Annotated in this window: 22 protein-coding genes; 3 read left to right on the top strand and 19 right to left on the bottom strand. The window is 59.5% G+C overall.

Annotated features, from left to right (window positions below):
• Positions 1 to 16 precede the first annotated feature (16 nt).
• Entirely contained in the window at positions 17 to 796 is a 780-nt protein-coding gene (gene fpr / locus J5M57_RS22660; protein ID WP_003222277.1) for a ferredoxin-NADP reductase, read from the bottom strand.
• A 133-nt stretch (positions 797 to 929) separates the two neighbouring features.
• On the opposite strand from fpr, the gene J5M57_RS22655 reads away from it, so the two are divergent.
• Complete coding sequence (locus tag J5M57_RS22655) at positions 930 to 1,856, top strand: LysR family transcriptional regulator (RefSeq protein ID WP_207847183.1); 927 nt, start codon at positions 930 to 932, stop codon at positions 1,854 to 1,856.
• Here J5M57_RS22655 and J5M57_RS22650 read toward each other — a convergent pair.
• From J5M57_RS22650 to J5M57_RS22640, 3 genes are all read right to left on the bottom strand, one after another.
• The gene (locus tag J5M57_RS22650) at positions 1,853 to 2,215 is read right to left on the bottom strand and encodes a diacylglycerol kinase (RefSeq protein ID WP_003222276.1); all 363 of its coding nucleotides are present in this window, start codon (positions 2,213 to 2,215) and stop codon (positions 1,853 to 1,855) included. The two genes, J5M57_RS22655 and J5M57_RS22650, sit on opposite strands and share 4 nt — an antisense overlap.
• Before the next feature lie 74 nt (positions 2,216 to 2,289).
• Positions 2,290 to 2,940, bottom strand: coding sequence for a response regulator transcription factor ErdR (gene erdR, locus J5M57_RS22645; protein ID WP_207847186.1), 651 nt, complete (start codon positions 2,938 to 2,940; stop codon positions 2,290 to 2,292).
• Between the two features lie 223 nt (positions 2,941 to 3,163).
• Positions 3,164 to 3,913, bottom strand: a complete 750-nt coding sequence (locus tag J5M57_RS22640) for a tRNA-uridine aminocarboxypropyltransferase (protein WP_207847189.1) — start codon at positions 3,911 to 3,913, stop codon at positions 3,164 to 3,166.
• Positions 3,914 to 4,099: 186 nt separating this feature from the next.
• On the opposite strand from J5M57_RS22640, the gene J5M57_RS22635 reads away from it, so the two are divergent.
• The gene (locus tag J5M57_RS22635; protein WP_064586249.1) at positions 4,100 to 4,525 is read left to right on the top strand and encodes a PA3611 family quorum-sensing-regulated virulence factor; all 426 of its coding nucleotides are present in this window, start codon (positions 4,100 to 4,102) and stop codon (positions 4,523 to 4,525) included.
• On the opposite strand, the gene J5M57_RS22630 is transcribed toward J5M57_RS22635, so the two are convergent.
• Entirely contained in the window at positions 4,526 to 4,720 is a 195-nt protein-coding gene (locus tag J5M57_RS22630; protein WP_007964369.1) for a hypothetical protein, read from the bottom strand.
• Positions 4,721 to 5,080: 360 nt separating this feature from the next.
• Here J5M57_RS22630 and J5M57_RS22625 point away from each other — a divergent pair, with 360 nt between their 5' ends.
• Positions 5,081 to 6,199, top strand: a complete 1,119-nt coding sequence (locus J5M57_RS22625; RefSeq protein WP_064586247.1) for a TIGR00730 family Rossman fold protein — start codon at positions 5,081 to 5,083, stop codon at positions 6,197 to 6,199.
• Positions 6,200 to 6,255: 56 nt separating this feature from the next.
• Here J5M57_RS22625 and recX read toward each other — a convergent pair whose 3' ends face one another.
• From recX to J5M57_RS22555, 14 genes are all read right to left on the bottom strand, one after another.
• Positions 6,256 to 6,723, bottom strand: coding sequence for a recombination regulator RecX (gene recX, locus J5M57_RS22620; protein WP_169841168.1), 468 nt, complete (start codon positions 6,721 to 6,723; stop codon positions 6,256 to 6,258).
• A 9-nt stretch (positions 6,724 to 6,732) separates the two neighbouring features.
• Positions 6,733 to 7,791: a recombinase RecA gene (gene recA / locus J5M57_RS22615; RefSeq protein ID WP_064586244.1), complete on the bottom strand. Its 1,059-nt coding sequence runs from the start codon at positions 7,789 to 7,791 to the stop codon at positions 6,733 to 6,735.
• Between the two features lie 83 nt (positions 7,792 to 7,874).
• On the bottom strand, positions 7,875 to 8,375 hold the full coding sequence (locus J5M57_RS22610; RefSeq protein ID WP_169841169.1) for a CinA family protein: 501 nt from the start codon (positions 8,373 to 8,375) through the stop codon (positions 7,875 to 7,877).
• A 67-nt stretch (positions 8,376 to 8,442) separates the two neighbouring features.
• Entirely contained in the window at positions 8,443 to 8,961 is a 519-nt protein-coding gene (locus J5M57_RS22605; RefSeq protein WP_083366835.1) for a lysis system i-spanin subunit Rz, read from the bottom strand.
• Positions 8,940 to 9,506 (bottom strand): glycoside hydrolase family 19 protein, encoded by a 567-nt coding sequence (locus J5M57_RS22600; protein WP_207847192.1) that lies wholly within the window; start codon positions 9,504 to 9,506, stop codon positions 8,940 to 8,942. Before J5M57_RS22600 ends, J5M57_RS22605 begins: the two co-directional genes overlap by 22 nt.
• Positions 9,507 to 9,539: 33 nt before the next feature.
• Positions 9,540 to 9,794, bottom strand: a complete 255-nt coding sequence (locus tag J5M57_RS22595; protein ID WP_207847195.1) for a hypothetical protein — start codon at positions 9,792 to 9,794, stop codon at positions 9,540 to 9,542.
• 135 nt (positions 9,795 to 9,929) lie between these two features.
• Complete coding sequence (locus J5M57_RS22590; RefSeq protein WP_243435045.1) at positions 9,930 to 10,997, bottom strand: hypothetical protein; 1,068 nt, start codon at positions 10,995 to 10,997, stop codon at positions 9,930 to 9,932.
• Positions 10,998 to 11,015: 18 nt separating this feature from the next.
• Positions 11,016 to 11,462: a phage tail assembly chaperone gene (locus tag J5M57_RS22585; RefSeq protein WP_207847197.1), complete on the bottom strand. Its 447-nt coding sequence runs from the start codon at positions 11,460 to 11,462 to the stop codon at positions 11,016 to 11,018.
• Positions 11,463 to 12,359, bottom strand: a complete 897-nt coding sequence (locus J5M57_RS22580) for a phage tail protein (protein WP_207847200.1) — start codon at positions 12,357 to 12,359, stop codon at positions 11,463 to 11,465. It lies immediately after the preceding gene.
• 41 nt (positions 12,360 to 12,400) lie between these two features.
• On the bottom strand, positions 12,401 to 12,868 hold the full coding sequence (locus J5M57_RS22575) for a phage tail assembly chaperone (protein ID WP_207847202.1): 468 nt from the start codon (positions 12,866 to 12,868) through the stop codon (positions 12,401 to 12,403).
• Positions 12,868 to 13,794, bottom strand: a complete 927-nt coding sequence (locus J5M57_RS22570) for a hypothetical protein (protein ID WP_169841176.1) — start codon at positions 13,792 to 13,794, stop codon at positions 12,868 to 12,870. The genes J5M57_RS22575 and J5M57_RS22570 overlap by 1 nt, the downstream gene beginning before the upstream one ends.
• A gap of 21 nt (positions 13,795 to 13,815) precedes the next feature.
• Complete coding sequence (locus J5M57_RS22565; RefSeq protein WP_207847213.1) at positions 13,816 to 14,382, bottom strand: tail fiber assembly protein; 567 nt, start codon at positions 14,380 to 14,382, stop codon at positions 13,816 to 13,818.
• A 7-nt stretch (positions 14,383 to 14,389) separates the two neighbouring features.
• Positions 14,390 to 15,484, bottom strand: a complete 1,095-nt coding sequence (locus tag J5M57_RS22560) for a phage tail protein (protein ID WP_207847215.1) — start codon at positions 15,482 to 15,484, stop codon at positions 14,390 to 14,392.
• Between the two features lie 194 nt (positions 15,485 to 15,678).
• Positions 15,679 to 16,140: a phage tail assembly chaperone gene (locus tag J5M57_RS22555; protein ID WP_207847217.1), complete on the bottom strand. Its 462-nt coding sequence runs from the start codon at positions 16,138 to 16,140 to the stop codon at positions 15,679 to 15,681.
• Positions 16,141 to 16,436 lie beyond the last annotated feature (296 nt).

Raw genomic sequence — 16,436 nt, 5'->3', positions numbered from 1 at the left:
GGGCTTTTTGTGGTGCTTACTTCTCGACGAACGCACGCTCGATCAAGTAGTCACCCGGCTCACGCATACGCGCCGAGATCTTCAGGCCGAAGCTGTCGAGCACTTCGCTGGTCTCGTCGAGCATGCTCGGGCTGCCGCAGATCATTGCGCGGTCGTCCTGCGGGTTGATCGGTGGCAGACCGATGTCGCTGAACAGCTTGCCGCTGCGCATCAGGTCGGTCAGACGGCCCTGGTTCTCGAACGGCTCGCGGGTCACGGTCGGGTAGTAGATCAGCTTGTCACGCAGTGCTTCGCCGAAGAACTCGTTCTGCGGCAGGTGCTCGGTGATGAATTCGCGGTAGGCGACTTCGTTGACGTAACGCACACCGTGCACCAGGATCACTTTTTCAAAGCGCTCGTAGGTTTCCGGGTCCTGGATCACGCTCATGAACGGCGCCAGACCGGTACCGGTGCTCAGCAGATACAAATGCTTGCCCGGGTTCAGGTCGTCGAGTACCAGGGTACCGGTAGGTTTCTTGGAGATGATGATCTCATCGCCTTCCTTCAGGTGCTGCAACTGCGAAGTCAGCGGACCATCAGGCACTTTGATGCTGAAGAACTCGAGATGCTCTTCCCAGTTCGGGCTGGCAATCGAGTAAGCGCGCATAAGCGGGCGGCCGTTTGGCTGTTGCAGGCCGATCATCACGAACTGACCGTTCTCGAAGCGCAGGCCCGGATCGCGGGTGCACTTGAAGCTGAACAGAGTGTCGTTCCAGTGGTGAACACTGAGGACACGCTCGTGGTTCATGTTGCTCATGTACGTGGGACTCCTGGATATTGGGTCTGCGCTCGCCTTTGCGGCCGACAGTGCGCAATTGCATCGCATTCTAATAGCGACGACAATATCTGTTAACTGGATTATTAAGATAAGGGTTATCGGTTATATCGATATGCGATTTACTCTTCGTCAACTGCAAGTCTTCGTCGCCGTCGCCCAGCAGGAAAGCGTATCCCGTGCTGCGGGTCTGCTCAACCTCTCGCAGTCGGCGGCAAGCACCTCGATCACCGAACTGGAGCGCCAGTCCAGCTGCCAGCTGTTCGATCGCGCCGGCAAACGCCTGAGCCTCAACGCCCTCGGTAAACAGCTGTTGCCGCAAGCGGTGGCCCTGCTCGACCAGTCCAAGGAAATCGAGGATCTGCTCAACGGCAAATCCGGTTTCGGCTCGCTGTCGGTGGGCGCCACGCTGACCATCGGCAATTACCTGGCGACGCTGTTGATCGGCGGCTTCATGCAACGCCATCCGGAAAGCCAGGTGAAACTGCACGTACAGAACACTGCCAATATCGTGCACCAGGTCGCCCACTACGAAATTGATCTGGGTCTAATCGAAGGCGATTGCAGCCATCCGGACATCGAAGTGCAGAGCTGGGTCGAGGATGAGCTGGTGGTGTTCTGTGCGCCGCAACATCCGCTCGCCCAACGCGGCAGCGCGACCATGGAAGAGTTGACCCGTGAGGCGTGGATTCTGCGTGAACAGGGCTCGGGCACGCGGCTGACCTTCGATCAGGCCATGCGGCACCATCGCAGCGCGCTGAATATCCGTCTGGAGCTGGAGCACACCGAAGCGATCAAACGCGCGGTGGAATCAGGACTGGGGATTGGCTGTATTTCGCGGCTGGCGCTGCGCGATGCGTTTCGGCGCGGGAGTCTGGTGGCCGTGGAAACGCCGGATCTGGATCTGTCCCGGCAGTTCTACTTCATCTGGCACAAGCAGAAATACCAGACCTCGGCCATGCGCGAGTTTCTCGACCTGTGCCGCGCCTTCACCGCCGGGGTGCAGCGCAGCGACGAGATCGTGTTGCCGAGCATCGCTTAAAGCAGGATCACCGCCCATACCAGGGCAATCATGCTCAGGGCCACGAATTGCGCGGCGCTGCCCATGTCCTTGGCATTCTTCGACAGTGGGTGCAGCTCGAGGGATATGCGGTCGATGGCCGCTTCCACCGCCGAATTCAGCAGCTCGACGATCAGCGCCAGCAGGCACACGGCGATCAGCAGCGCCTGCTCGACACGGCTGACATTCAGGAAGAACGTCAGCGGAATCAGCACCACATTGAGCAGCACCAGTTGGCGGAACGCCGCTTCGCCGGTGAAGGCTGCGCGCAGGCCGTCCAGCGAGTAACCGGAAGCGTTGAGGATGCGTTTCAGGCCGGTCTGGCCCTTGAAAGGTGACATAAAGTAGAAACCAACCAAAAAGGAGTGGGAAAGCTAGAGCAACAAAAGTCAAAAAAGCGTGAAGACGCCAGCCTTTATTGGCTCGGAATTGACTCAAGTTGTTGCAGAAGTAAAGCCGCCTGGGTCCGGGTGCGCACGTTCAACTTGCGAAAGATCGCCGTGACGTGGGCCTTGATGGTCGCCTCGGACACGCTCAGCTCATAGGCAATCTGCTTGTTCAGCAAGCCTTCACAGACCATGGTCAATACGCGGAACTGTTGCGGGGTCAGGCTGGCGAGGCCATCGCTGGCGGCTTTGGCCTCGTCGGAAACACTCACTGCTTCAAATGCTTGCGGTGGCCAGAACACGTCGCCATCGAGCACCTTGCGCACCGCTTCCTGGATCACTTTCAGATCACTGGACTTGGGAATGAAGCCACTGGCGCCGAACTCCCGGGACTTGACCATGACCGAGGCTTCTTCCTGGGCCGAGACCATCACCACCGGAATCTGCGGGTATTGCCCGCGCAACATGACCAGACCGGAAAACCCGAACGCGCCGGGCATGTTCAGGTCCAGCAGGACCAGATCCCAGTCAGCCTTTTCGGTCAGGCGCGCTTCCAGTTCGGCGATGCTCGCCACCTCTACCAGTCGTACATCCGGGCCAAGGCCCAGGGTCACCGCTTGATGCAGTGCGCTACGAAACAGAGGGTGATCATCGGCAATCAGGATGTCGTATGTGGCCATTTTTCAAATGATCCTGTTTTTGATGGCAGACCCGACGCATTCGGGTCTCGCCAAAGCAACTCAAGATACCGCCGCACAGCGCTATCCACAGGGGCACGTTCAACGCCAATCACTTGCAAACACGGCGTTTCAAACCTTGGCCGCACCCCAATCGGCGCCAAGCATGCCCAGCGTAGCCGGGGTGGTCAAGCAGCACGGCCGGCGCTGGGTGAAGTATGGGCCACTATGGGGCCAACACCGCTTGCGGCTTTCGTATATAGGGCAACAACTCGGCGTGGGCCGGGGTCGACTCATTGACATCCAACTGTTGCTTGGCGCCCAGGTAATGCTGGCTGAACACATCGAAATAAGCGTCCAGCGCCGACGCCGCGTCGCTGTCCCCGGCCAGTTCCAGGCACAACGCCGCGACTTCGGCGGTGCACAGGTGCTCGCTGCGGGTGGAGCGGCGCAGGCGATAGCGCGAGAGCTTGTCGGGCAACAGGCTGAGAATCGGCAAGCGCTCGAAATACGGACTCTTGCGGAAGATCTTGCGCGCTTCGGTCCAGGTCGCATCGAGCAGAATAAACAGTGGACGCTTGCTGCTATCGAGAGCGACGGTGTTGGTCACGCGCGAGGGCTCGACGTATTCGCCGGGAAACACCAGGTAGGGCTGCCATTGCGGGTCGTTGAGCAGCGCCAGCATCTGCGGATCAGGCTCGGTGCGCGACCAGATGAACGCGTGGTTGTCGCGCACCACATCGGCAATCAACCAACCGGTATTGCTCGGCTTGAACACTTCTTTGCCGGTCATGATCAAGCACACACCGGAACGGGCTTCGACCGTCGGTCGCCAGGCACACAGGCAATGGCTGATGATCACCCGGCAGTCGCGGCAACGCTCGGAGCGAAAACCACGGGCCTGAATCGGCTTGATACCCTCGTCCTCGCGCTGGTCGCGCAAGCGGGCTACGGCGTTGGGGGCATGATGGGTCACGGGCAACGCCCCACTGCAGGAAAACTCGACACGCACAGCACTCGGCAAGGCAATAAAGGCCGGCAGTTTACCAGAGCGACGGGCACAAGCCTGTACCGTCCCGACCGGCTCCCCTATAATCCGCCGCCACTGAACGCACAGCCACAGGGCTGGTCGAACCACCAGTCACTGAATCAGGAGAGTTTCATGCTGCGCCTTATCGTTCCTACCGCTGCCATTCTGCTGGCGTCGTCCTTCACCGCTCAGGCAGCGTCCTTGAGTGAGCAGAATCTGAACAGAGAGCTGCGCAACGTCGCCGCCCAAAGTAGCGTCGGCACGCCTCGGGCAATCAATGAAGACATTCTTGACCAAGGTTACACCGTTGAGGGCGTTACCCTGATCAACCACCTGAGCGTGCAAGCCAGCCACGCCGACAAAATGCGTGCTGATCCAAAAGCCGTGTATTTCCAGCTGGGTGCCTCGGTGTGCAATAACCCGTCTTACCGCAAGCTGATGGCCAAGGGCGCGATCATGCGTTATGACTTCAGTGAAGTGAAGACCAACCGCGCAATCGGCTCGGCCAGCTATCAAGAGTCCGATTGCCCGAAAGCGGCCCCGGCGAAGAAGAAGTAATCACCCGGTGTTGGCGCGCCGCTGTTCATCCTCGGCGCGCAATTCGGCCACCAAGGCCTGCAAGTAACGAGAACGTCGTTCTCCACCTGCCAACCGACGGCAGCACTCCTCTTCGAGACTCACTTGATTGGTCTCGGCTGATGCTTTGAGCATCCGATACAGCTGCGTATCGATTTCCAGAACCACTCTGGCCATCTGTCCCGCCTCCTTGCCTGCTACCCGCGAATCCTTGATAAAGCGCGCACCCTGTGTACGGTTACTGACTCCAAGCTGTCGTACAGTGCCTGTAGGTTAGTAAATCAGAGTGATTGCTCTACGGCGGACGTTCGGACGAGCGGTGAACGCTGTTGCCAATCGATAACCAACGGTTGCCAGAAAAGATCTCGCGGCGTAATGATCAACTCAGCGCAATGGCTCGCGAGGGTCTAGATTCAAAGTATTTCCGATCACCTGTTCACGGCAGAAAAAAGGAGCTGCCGAATGTGTGTGTTTTTTGCAGCGCGGCACTGACGCCGCACGTCAGGGCCACAAGCTCTGTGCAGAAGGAGACGTTGAATGCCTTACCAACCGAATGACCTGCTCAGCCGTCATTTTCAGGAAAGCGGCCCCGACCTCATCAGCAAGGTCGAAGAACAGCTCAAGCAGATTTCCCCCAACAGCCCGAACCTGCCGATTTATCGCGACATGATCCTGACCGTGCTGCGCATGGCCCAGGAAGACCACAATCGCTGGAATGCCAAAATCACCCTGCAAGCCCTGCGCGAGCTGGAACAGGCGTTTCGCGTGCTGGAACAATTCAAGGGACGCCGCAAGGTCACGGTGTTCGGCTCGGCCCGCACGCCGGTCGAGCATCCGTTGTATGCAATGGCCCGGGAACTCGGCGCGGCCCTGACGCGTTCGAACATGATGGTCATCACCGGGGCTGGCGGCGGAATCATGGCCGCTGCGCACGAAGGTGCTGGTCGCGATCACAGCCTAGGGTTCAACATCACACTGCCCTTCGAGCAACATGCCAACCCGACCGTGAACGGCACCGGCAACCTGCTGCCGTTCCATTTCTTTTTCACCCGCAAACTGTTCTTCGTCAAGGAAGCCGATGCGCTGGTGCTGTGCCCTGGCGGATTCGGCACACTGGACGAGGCACTGGAAGTGCTGACGCTGATCCAGACCGGTAAAAGTCCATTGGTGCCGGTGGTGTTGCTCGATGCGCCGGGCGGAACGTTCTGGCAAGGCGCGCTGGATTTCATACGCCAGCAACTCGCAGACAATCGCTACATCCTGCCTACCGACCTGAAACTGATGCGGCTGGTCTACAGCGTCGACGAGGCGGTGGAGCAGATCAACCAGTTCTACAGCAACTTCCACTCCAGTCGCTGGCTCAAGCGCCAGTTCGTGATCCGCATGAACCATAAACTCAGCGACCAGGCGTTGGCACATATGCAGGAGGCTTTCGCCGATCTGTGCTTGAGTGACCAGTTCCATCAACACGCCTACAGCGGCGAGGAACACGACGAAGCGCAGTACAGCCATCTGGTGCGGTTGGCCTTCGCGTTCAATGCCCGGAATCATGGCCGGCTCAGGGAGCTGGTGGACTACATCAACCTTCCGGAAAACTGGGCCGACACCCGACCGCCAACCTCACAACGCGCACGTGAGCCCTCGAAGGTCATTTGAAGGCAAAAAAAAACGGCCCGCTATTTTCATAGCGGGCCGTTTCTATTTAATCCGACTTAATCGTCCATCCCTCTGCCGCTGAACAAGCGGTTGATCATCTCCATCGAGAAGCCCCGATACGCAAGGAACCGGCCTTGCTTGGCCCGTTCTTTGGCATCAATGGGCAAGTGCCCGGAGAACTTGCGCTGCCACGTATCCCGTAGCTGCTCCTGCCAGTCGATACCGCTTTCGCGCAGGGCGAGTTCGATATCGGCGCGTTGCAAACCACGCTGGCCCAGTTCCTCGCGAATCCGCAAAGGGCCGTAGCCGGAACGGGCACGGTAGGACACAAAGCTTTCAAGGTAACGGGCTTCGGAAAGCAGGCCCTCTTCCGTCAAACGGTCGAGGGCTGTTTCGATCATTTCCGCCTCAGCGCCGCGCTGACGCAGTTTACGCGTCAGTTCGACTCGACCGTGCTCGCGTCGAGCGAGCAGGTCCATGGCGGTTCGCCGCACCGCGACGAGGGTATCGAGTACAAGTGTCATTCAAAGACTTCAAACGTCGATGTCGGCCTCGGCCATCTCGTCGACCTTGTCACGGGTTGCCGAAGCCTTGACGTCCGCTGCTGGCGCCAGCAGCTTGTCACGCAGTTGCTTCTCGAGCTTGGCGGCGATTTCCGGGTTGTCTGCCAGGAACTTGGCCGAGTTGGCCTTGCCCTGACCGATCTTGGTGCCTTCGTAGGCATACCAGGCGCCGGACTTCTCGACGAAACCGTGCAGTACGCCCAGGTCGATCATCTCGCCATTGAGGTAGATACCCTTGCCGTAAAGAATCTGGAACTCGGCCTGACGGAACGGCGAAGCGACCTTGTTCTTCACAACCTTGACGCGGGTTTCGCTACCGACCACTTCGTCGCCTTCCTTCACCGCGCCGGTACGGCGGATGTCGAGACGGACCGAAGCATAGAACTTCAGCGCGTTACCACCGGTGGTGGTTTCCGGGCTGCCGAACATCACGCCGATCTTCATGCGGATCTGGTTGATGAAGATCACCAGGCAGTTGGCGTTCTTGATGTTACCGGTGATTTTACGCAGCGCCTGGGACATCAGACGGGCTTGCAGGCCCACGTGCATGTCACCCATTTCGCCTTCGATTTCAGCCTTCGGTACCAGCGCGGCCACGGAGTCGACGATGATCACGTCGACGGCGTTGGAGCGCACCAGCATGTCGGTGATTTCCAGGGCCTGTTCGCCGGTGTCCGGCTGGGACACCAGCAGGTCATCGACGTTGACGCCCAGCTTGCCGGCGTACTCAGGGTCGAGGGCGTGTTCGGCGTCGACAAAAGCGCAGGTCGCGCCGGCTTTTTGAGCCTGGGCGATCACGGACAGTGTCAGTGTGGTTTTACCGGAGGATTCAGGACCGTAGATTTCAACGATACGGCCTTTTGGCAGGCCGCCGATGCCGAGTGCAATGTCCAGACCCAGAGAGCCAGTGGAGATGGATGGGATCGCCTGACGATCCTGATCGCCCATACGCATTACGGCACCCTTGCCGAATTGACGTTCGATCTGACCCAGGGCCGCAGCCAAGGCTTTCTTCTTGTTGTCGTCCATTAAAGTCCTCACGTAATCAATAAGGCCTGACGGCCAACACCTGTATAAGTAGCCAGTATTATTCCACAGCGTTCGCGGATCGCCTACCCCTGATTTTCGATTTCTCGTGCCGCTAGTCGCAGGAGCCCCTCTAGCGCGGCCTTCACCGTTTGTCGGCGGACTTCGTCGCGGTTGCCGGGGAAGTGCTGAACCTCGCTGGACACCGCGTCGCCCACACCCCAGGCCAGCCACACCGTGCCCACCGGTTTGTTCGGGGTGCCGCCATCGGGCCCGGCCACGCCGCTGACTGCCACGGCAAACCGCGCCAGACTGTGCTTCTGCGCGCCACGCACCATCGACTCGACCACCTCGCGACTGACCGCGCCCACCGTGTCGAACAATTCGGCGGGGACATTCAGTTGCCGGGTTTTCTGCCGGTTGGAGTAGGTCACGTAACCGGCCTCGAACCACGCCGAACTCCCCGGAATACGTGTGATCGCTTCGGCAATCCCGCCACCGGTACAGGATTCGGCGGTGGTGACGTGGGCATTGAGCAACTGCAGACGTCGGCCAAGATCGGCAGCCAGTTGAGTGATCTCTTTCACGGTACGCTCCGGATCGGGTGGAATGACACCACCGTACACGACCCGGTTGCGCTTTCAATACACAGACTCATTCAAAATGTTCGGGCGCCAACGCTCTGACATACGCCTGACAGGCCTGCAGGGCAATCAGTCCGCGGTCGCCGGTGTCGGTGATGGCGATAATTCGTTGAGCATGCGCCGGGTCAAGTCGGGCGCGTACGGTTGCATGATCCACGTTGCCGGTGCCGGTGGTGGCTGGCACCCCGCAGCCTTGGGCAGCGTCGCCTGCGTCGATGAGGACTGACAGGCGCAGATCAGCAGTGGCAAGACGATCGCGCAGGCGATCCTGATCACGTTGGGCATCACTGAGTGCTCGATAGTGGGTTTGCTCACTGGCCGCGAGACGTTGCTCGAGGGCCAGACGCTTGTCCTGCTCGGCCTGCTGCGCGGTGGCCGCGGCCGAGGTCAGTTGATTGAGGGTGTCGGCGTGCAGCCGCGCTTGCTCGGCCAGTTGCCGCCCGTAGCGCCAGTCCTGAAACTGCCAGGCCAGAGCGGCCGCCACGGCTGCCAGCACCAAAAAGCCGATCACGCGCCAGGAGATGGACATAACACCGCCCTCGCCCGCGCCCAGATGTCGAGACGATCCTGCAGGCCATTCAACCCGCCGTTGATTCGGCGAGTGATGCTGTTGAACTGGTCGCGATCGGCCAGACCGTTCAAGCCGTTCTGTTCCCAGAACCAGGCGGCGGACTCGGCCGCCCATTGCGGTTGCTCCAGCAACTCCGGCAAGGACAGCAAGCGTTCGTCACCGAACAGGCCCAGGCTGCACTGGCGATAGTTGCTGCGACCGGTGATCTGGATCAGCCCGCGACCGCGGTACTTCTGCCCGTCGCCATCGGCCTCGGGCGTGTTGCCCAGGCGCAGCGCCAGCGTGCCGGTGTCGTACTTGCTCAGGTATTGGTTGTTGCCCAGTTCCCGCACGTATTGCAACTGTCCCGACTCGTGACCGATTTGCGCGAGGAACGCAGCGATGCGTTTTGGCGAGTCGATATGGTGGCGAGTCATTGCGTTATTAAGTGCAGAAACAAAAACGCCCGCTTGGCTGCGGGCGTTGGGCATGATGGTTTTAAGGTTGTCTTCAGTTATTTGCATAATGCGTAATCCTCCCTGGATGCTCCGATTGAATCATGGTTGGCGGACAACGCCCCCCAGCCATTTTTTTGCCAGAGTTGTCAGGATGTTGTTCGGTACCGCGACTTCGGGGGCCGCGAACACCCAGCCGAGAGTGCCGAAATTGGCGTTCCAGTCGATTTGCGGTGCCGGTGTCACGTCGGTGATGTCGGCCCACTGCAAATCAGGGTGGAACATCTCGACCATGTTGCCGTCAGTCGAAAACAGCTCGACCACGGTGTTATTGACGATGCGTGCGTAGGTTTTCATCAGGCGTACTCGTAGAGGATGACCACGCCCGGCGCTCCTGCTCCGCCGGGATAACCTGGCTGGCTGGGGCCATTGGCGATACCACCCGCGCCGGAGCCATAGCCGCTGCCCGATGCTGCACCCGAACCAGCACCTCTACCAGCGCCACCACTGCCCAGCGGTGAACTCCCGCCATGACCCGCAAGAATTGAACCATTGACATTGATTCCTGGGCTTCCAGCAGCTCCACTGCTGTTGAGGATTGACATTGATTCCTGGGCTTCCAGCAGCTCCACTGCTGTTGAGGATGTTGCCTCCGGTTGCGTTGATGCCTGGCGTACCTCCCACGAATAGACCGAAACCGGCAACCGCGATCGTTTCAAAACGGGATGATCCGTTCCCCCCAGGAGCGGACACCAGAGAGCCGACAGAACTCGTCCCACCCGGCCCACCGCTCACGCCAATGGCTCCTGGTGTGCCACCAACGCCTACCGTGATGACTTGACTGCTTCCAATGAGCACCGATGAAATCCATGACTCAGCATAACTACCCGAGGCCCCTCCTCCCGCAAGCGTAGTTTCGTTTGCGTTCGTAGCTGCAACTCCCGCACTCCCGCCACCACCCCCCACTACCTTGACCAGCACATTCTTCATCCCCACCGTCGGCACATAAGTGCCAGACGAGGTAAACGTCTTCACTCCCAATAAGCGCCCACTCGCCGCACCGCCACCGCTGGCATACACCAGCACCCAACTGTCCAGCGCCGCGCTATACACCACCGAACACACACTGCCGGCGACAATCTCGGCAGGCCGCAACGCACTCAGCGCCAGACTCACCAGCGGCTTGGGCAGCAAGCCGTTCGGAGCAAACGTACTCGCCCCGGTGTTGGCGTTGCCAGCGGTAAAGCGCAGCGCCAGACCATCCTTCAACGTAGCAATGGCCGGCACGTAGTTGGCCATGTACAGATTGGCCGCACCAATATCGGTCGCATGCTTGTCTTCACCGGCCTGACTGATTTTTTTCAACGCCTGCAACAGTTGCGTTGCATCGGTTTCGCTGGGTTCAAGACCTGCAGATTTGACGACGTTCAACAGTTCATCGGTAACGCTGTTACCCCAGGTGGCCGGGATCAGCGATCCGGGCAGGCCGGCGACGGCGTCTTCATTGACGAACTTGCCGTTCACCAGCCCGACGCTGGGAACGCTTTTTGGATAATCCATTTCAACATCCCTGAAGAATCAAAGCGCTGCAGCCAACCACTTCGGCGCTACCGGCCGATGCTCGCTGAACGGAAAAAAAGAACCCTGCGGCCAGTCCCGCAGCTCACGGCGATAGGTTTGCAATTGGGCGTATTGCTCGGTGGTCAACGTGGTGCCGCCGCCGTCCTCGAGTTCATCGCGGTCACGGGCCACCAGACCGTCAGTGGCGGCCAGTTGCGCCGTACGCCATGAGCGCTCGATGTCCGCAGCTTCATCCGGCGAAGGCGGCGGTGGATCGACCAGAACCGGATAGCCGTTGTCAGCACGCACGCCAATCACTTTCGGGGTGACCGCCATCTGCTGCAGCAGCGAGATCCAGTAGCCCTGGGGAATTTCGATAACGTCGTCGGGAATGTCCGTCGAATTGATACCCGGCACATACGCGCCCCGGGTGCTGGCGCTGAACAATACATTGAACGGATTCATTCAGTAGCCCTTTGCAAGGTAAAAAACACCCCAATTCGCATTGACGTCACCGGTGTAGCTTCGGACCTTCAGCCGGCAACCCTGTTTCGTCGCAGAGTTGGAGTACATGACGACCATCGCGCCGTCGCCCCCCGAATGGATGGCCACGATCGATGAAAACGCGTTGGGAAAAGAGATGGGAAAGCTGATATTAACGTCGCCTTTGGCATCCGTGGCGCCAACCCCCCACTGGTCGATGTTTCCGCTGGGATAGCGCTGATAACCGACGTTACCTACGACACCGGAATGAGCTGTGGCATACCTGTCGCTGATCGATCCCCCATACAACCGCCATTGATTGCTCAGTTTGATCAGGCAAGCGGAATCACCAAGATCCAGCTTCAGCGGTCCGAATGTGCCATTACAGGTTTCGATCAGTTCATTAGCCGCCGGATTGATAGTCAAAATACCGGTGCCCGCATTGATCACTTGAAGGGTACTGGCGTGGGCAACTCCGTTGATCGAAGGCAACGTCGCAGTGATCGGAGAGTTACTCGCAAAGCTGGCGACTCCACCAATATTGGCGGCGCTCAGAATTGTACTAGTGCCGTAGGACACGAAACCTGAAAACTGCAAACCTGCTCGGGTTACGAACTCAGTAGTTGCGACCGATTTGCCACTGTCGAATTGCGGCGCAGTCACGAACAACTTGTTGCTGCGTAAAGCCCCCAGCAGTTGATCATTGGCGGACTCTGTCGGCGTAAGACCTGCACTTTGGATAACCTTCAGCAACTCCTGCGTGACGCCGTTCCCCCAACTCGCCGGAATCAACGATCCCGGTTTGCCCGCTACCGGGTCCTCATCGATAAACTTACCGTCCACCAGACCTGCACTGGGAACACTTTTTGGATAATCCATTGCTCATCTCCTGATCTGAAAACACATACAACTTGATGGCGTTAGCCATCATCAGCGGCGAGCCACGTGGGGACCAAAGGCCGGGAAACTTCCGATGGAAAACGATTTGAATCAGGCCAGTCCCGCAGCGCCTGACGGTATTCCAGCAACTCCAGATACTGCGCGGCCTTGAGCGTCGTCCCGCGTCCCAGTTCCTGCTCGTCTCGATGTCGCGTCACCCACCATTCCGTGGCCGACAGGCTGGACTGGCGCCAAGCGCGCGCCGCCACCAAAGACTCTTGCTCCTCGGGGATGATTTCAGGGGTAACGACCGGACTGACCGTTACAGGCAGCGGCGCAATCTCCTGGCGCAGTTCGCCGATGGGTGCACCGATTTCAATCTGCATGCCCTCCCGCACCGGCACCATTGCCTCGACGAAAGCGGGAGCAAACAGTTGGGTGATCGCGTAGCCACCGGTATCGATCACCTCGACCGCGACACCGTTTTCCACTCGTGCATAACGGGCCATTATTCGTACTCCCAGATTTCACAGAAGGCGTTGCCGCCAGCGCCACTGACGACCGAAGCCGAAGCGTTGACCGAGCATGAACCGCTGCCACCCGAGCCACGGATGCCGGCGATGCCGTTGCCGTTCACGCCCACCAATGGGGCACCACCGTCAAACGGACTAGGGCCGCCGCCGCCACAAAGCACGCCCCAATTGGCGTTGTACATCGCATAAGTACCGGGGATTCCCCGCGCACTGCAGAGGTTGCCCCCCGTCACCACTTGGCCTCCCGCGCCGCCTTGCACAAAGCCGGACGCACCCGCTCCGGTCGGGACAGAAATCATCTGCCCGCCCATACCGCCGGAAACACTCAGGTAAGAACCAAAGGAAGCACCACCGCCCGCCTGGCCAGCCGCGTTGCGGGCAGCACCACCGGCCCCCAGCGAAACAGGCACACCGGCGAGCATTTCCGGCGTGACGTCATACAGGCTCTCGCCATAAGCGCCCGCTCCGCCACCGCCACCGATGCCTTGATACGGTGCAGCAATGGGCCCACACCCACCACCCGAACCACCCGCCCCCACCAACCGCACGCGAATTCGTTTGGCCCTGGGATTGGGCTTGTAAACCGTGATCCCGACCGTCTCGATCTGCCGGACCGCCAGCAACCGTCCCACCGCATCGGTGATGCCGTAACCGGCCAACGTGGTCGGGGTGTTTTTCAATTTGGTGAAGTCGACCAGTGCACCGATGGCCGTTGCCAACTGGTCGGTTCTGGCTTCATCGGGCGTCAGCCCGGCTGCCTTGATCGCATTGAGAATTTCCTGCGTGACGCTGTTGCCCCAGGCGGCGGGGATCAACGAACCGGGCGAACCGGCGATCGGGTTTTCATCGACGAAGCCGCCGTTGACCAGGCCAACGCCGGGAATACTTTTTGGATAATCCATTGCACTGTTCCCTGTGCTGAATCAGTTGGCTACCGCTGTGCCGGGGGCGACCGGCCAGGTGATTTCATCGGGAAATCCTGGCTGTTTTTCGATACGGTTCAGCTCTACGCTGTAGAGCTTCCACTCGATCAGCAGCAGTTGTTCGTCATGATCGGCATCGCCAATGTCTTCGGCGTATTGCAGCGGGGCAATGCGCAGCACCGCGTCGCGAAGGAGTGCATCGCGCTGCTCCAGGACCTGCTGGCTCATGCTGACCTTGCGGATTTGCTCATCCAGTTGCCAGGCGTTGTCGCGCCATACGTGGAACTCCCCTGGCCAGGGCTGCTCTGTCAAGGTGTCGGGCAACTCCCCCAGTTCACTCCAGAGCTGTTGCCCGCCACCGTCCTTGCGATAAACCGGACCACGCCGGTCAATCACTTCGCGAGGGACCCCATTGATCAGCGCCCAGGCACGACCGGTTTCCGGCGCAGGCAATACGAACGACAGCTGGACCGCGTTGCTGGGCAGCTGGATGCCAATCCCTGGCGTCACGAAAAACTCGACAGGCCCGGACAGAGCGCCCGAGCCGTCAAACAGATAATTGAACATAGGCACCTCAGATGAGTTTGATGCGGCCGGGATAGGCGATGTTGCGAGGACGGGATTTGAAAGCGAACAGCAGCGCGTTGGCGGTATCGCGCTGGTAAGACGTGTTGACGGGGAAGATCGGGCCACCATTGACCAGTCCGGACACGTACTGCGGCTCTTCACGGGTATCGGCGCCAAAACCGGTCAGGCTGTCCGACCACCACGCACCCACTGCACCGGCACCATTGGCGCCCATGGCATACGAATGAGTCGATCCAACCTGAAACGACCCCATGGCACGGCCCGTATCCACGCCCCGGCCCTCGTCCAACACTCGCAGAAATTCGCCGCGCCCTTCCGGACCGCGGAAGGTTGCCGCGCCGTCACCCGACGTCCATTTACCTTCGTTGCCAGCGCGCGCGGCTTCAGTGCCCAACATTCCGGAAAGCTGAGCGTGGTCCCACAGCCACGGCCACTCGACACGCTTCATGACCGTGCCGTTGAGCGCTCCGTAACCACCGGGGCTGAGCAATGTGGTCGTCTCGAAAAACGGCCGGCCAAGGGGGGTGTTGTCGAAGCGACCGACTGGCCACCAACTACCGGCAGCATCGCTGCGCAACTGCCACCAGTCGCCTCCTCCCATCAACACCAGAAACGGATAACCGCTGGGTGAAAGGTGAGTGTGAAAACGAATGCGGTCGGAACCCGACGCCTGAACCACCAGACGGTTGCCGCTGTTGTCCATGCGCCGAACAATCACATCGCGGATCCCCAGCGCCGCGTTTGCCGGCGGCAAGGTCACCGTTACGGCACTGGAACCGCCATCGATCAGCACCAGGCCCAGCTCAGGGTCGGTTAGCGACTTGGAAGCCGTCAGCCGCGTCACTACCGAACGCATCGGACTGGCATTGCCGACAATCGATTGAATGGCTTTGAGCAACTGGCCGGTATCGGCTTCAGCGGCGGTTAATCCGGCGCCGGCAATCACGTTCAGAATTTCTTGTGTGACGCTGTTGCCCCACACCGCCGGAATCAACGAACCCGGCGTTCCCGCCACCGGGTTTTCATCGACGAAGCGGCCATTGACCAGGCCGACGCTGGGGACGCTTTTTGGATAGTCCATAGGTCTTTCGTTCCTCTGAAATAACAAATGAACCGCGTCGTCAGGTTCACTATTGAGAACCCGACAGCGGTCTGTTTTCTGAAAATAAAAAAGCCCACGGTGAAGTGGGCTTGGGCGAAGCGGAAGGCAGACTGCGAGCTTCGACAAATAACGCGTCAAAGTGGCCTTAGGGGTATCCGCGCCAGTTCATTGCATCACGGTTTGGCCCGGGACCTGGTCCGGGATTTTTTCACAGTGACGTTGCCTGCAACCGACAGCACAGGGCGTCCTGACATGGCTGGAAACTGCGTCGATGAGGGCCAGTTGCGTAGGTCGCGGCGATATTGCTGCAACGCCGCGTATTGCTCGACTGACAGGGTGGTGTTTTCTGCGTTTTCCAACTCGTCGCGGTGCCGTGCAACCATGGGATCCGTTTCGCTCAATTGCGCATCACGCCATTGGCGTTCAATGATCGTGGACTCTGCCGGCGTAGCGGACGGTGCATCGGCCAGAATGGGAAAGCCATTGGCGCGACACACAATCACCTGATTGCGCCTGGATCCGTCGATCAACTCGTTACGGTGTGATGGCGATATCTCGACAGCGTCCTTGGGAATCGACGAATTGATACGAGAGTCAAAAAAACCCTGAACCGAAGGGCTCCAATAAATTTTCATAAACGGCCTACTTGCCTATGGCGATGTATTGGGCGCCCAGAGACGGGCTAGAACCCCGGGAAACGAAGGAGGACAAGCTTCGAGGCGAGGCGGCGATATAACCGATCGACCCAGAGGATGCGGTGTAGTCGTTGCACACCATCACTCGAAAAAAGTTCGAGTTGAAGCTGACCGGAAGCGGGGTAATCACGTCTGTCGTGGCGCTATTGATCCATCCCCACTGGATGATCAAGCCGCCCATCCAGGACGGAAAACCGAGGTAACCGGTTCCGCCGTTGTTTGCCACGCTGAATCCA

Origin of the sequence: Pseudomonas sp. 86_A (assembly GCF_017491705.1) — a bacterium.
Classification (GTDB): domain Bacteria; phylum Pseudomonadota; class Gammaproteobacteria; order Pseudomonadales; family Pseudomonadaceae; genus Aquipseudomonas; species Aquipseudomonas koreensis.
The sequence above is the reverse complement of the archived record's forward strand: the minus strand, read 5'-3'. Positions and strand labels throughout refer to the sequence as shown.

What these genes read in the sequence shown, in the direction of transcription:
- fpr (WP_003222277.1), bottom strand. Translation starts at nt 796, where the DNA reads ATGAGCAACATGAACCACGAGCGTGTCCTCAGTGTTCACCACTGGAAC.
- J5M57_RS22655 (WP_207847183.1), top strand. Translation starts at nt 930, where the DNA reads ATGCGATTTACTCTTCGTCAACTGCAAGTCTTCGTCGCCGTCGCCCAG.
- J5M57_RS22650 (WP_003222276.1), bottom strand. Translation starts at nt 2,215, where the DNA reads ATGTCACCTTTCAAGGGCCAGACCGGCCTGAAACGCATCCTCAACGCT.
- erdR (WP_207847186.1), bottom strand. Translation starts at nt 2,940, where the DNA reads ATGGCCACATACGACATCCTGATTGCCGATGATCACCCTCTGTTTCGT.
- J5M57_RS22635 (WP_064586249.1), top strand. Translation starts at nt 4,100, where the DNA reads ATGCTGCGCCTTATCGTTCCTACCGCTGCCATTCTGCTGGCGTCGTCC.
- J5M57_RS22630 (WP_007964369.1), bottom strand. Translation starts at nt 4,720, where the DNA reads ATGGCCAGAGTGGTTCTGGAAATCGATACGCAGCTGTATCGGATGCTC.
- J5M57_RS22625 (WP_064586247.1), top strand. Translation starts at nt 5,081, where the DNA reads ATGCCTTACCAACCGAATGACCTGCTCAGCCGTCATTTTCAGGAAAGC.
- recX (WP_169841168.1), bottom strand. Translation starts at nt 6,723, where the DNA reads ATGACACTTGTACTCGATACCCTCGTCGCGGTGCGGCGAACCGCCATG.
- recA (WP_064586244.1), bottom strand. Translation starts at nt 7,791, where the DNA reads ATGGACGACAACAAGAAGAAAGCCTTGGCTGCGGCCCTGGGTCAGATC.
- J5M57_RS22605 (WP_083366835.1), bottom strand. Translation starts at nt 8,961, where the DNA reads ATGTCCATCTCCTGGCGCGTGATCGGCTTTTTGGTGCTGGCAGCCGTG.
- J5M57_RS22600 (WP_207847192.1), bottom strand. Translation starts at nt 9,506, where the DNA reads ATGCAAATAACTGAAGACAACCTTAAAACCATCATGCCCAACGCCCGC.
- J5M57_RS22595 (WP_207847195.1), bottom strand. Translation starts at nt 9,794, where the DNA reads ATGAAAACCTACGCACGCATCGTCAATAACACCGTGGTCGAGCTGTTT.
- J5M57_RS22590 (WP_243435045.1), bottom strand. Translation starts at nt 10,997, where the DNA reads ATGGATTATCCAAAAAGCGTTCCCAGCGTCGGGCTGGTGAACGGCAAG.
- J5M57_RS22585 (WP_207847197.1), bottom strand. Translation starts at nt 11,462, where the DNA reads ATGAATCCGTTCAATGTATTGTTCAGCGCCAGCACCCGGGGCGCGTAT.
- J5M57_RS22580 (WP_207847200.1), bottom strand. Translation starts at nt 12,359, where the DNA reads ATGGATTATCCAAAAAGTGTTCCCAGTGCAGGTCTGGTGGACGGTAAG.
- J5M57_RS22575 (WP_207847202.1), bottom strand. Translation starts at nt 12,868, where the DNA reads ATGGCCCGTTATGCACGAGTGGAAAACGGTGTCGCGGTCGAGGTGATC.
- J5M57_RS22570 (WP_169841176.1), bottom strand. Translation starts at nt 13,794, where the DNA reads ATGGATTATCCAAAAAGTATTCCCGGCGTTGGCCTGGTCAACGGCGGC.
- J5M57_RS22565 (WP_207847213.1), bottom strand. Translation starts at nt 14,382, where the DNA reads ATGTTCAATTATCTGTTTGACGGCTCGGGCGCTCTGTCCGGGCCTGTC.
- J5M57_RS22560 (WP_207847215.1), bottom strand. Translation starts at nt 15,484, where the DNA reads ATGGACTATCCAAAAAGCGTCCCCAGCGTCGGCCTGGTCAATGGCCGC.
- J5M57_RS22555 (WP_207847217.1), bottom strand. Translation starts at nt 16,140, where the DNA reads ATGAAAATTTATTGGAGCCCTTCGGTTCAGGGTTTTTTTGACTCTCGT.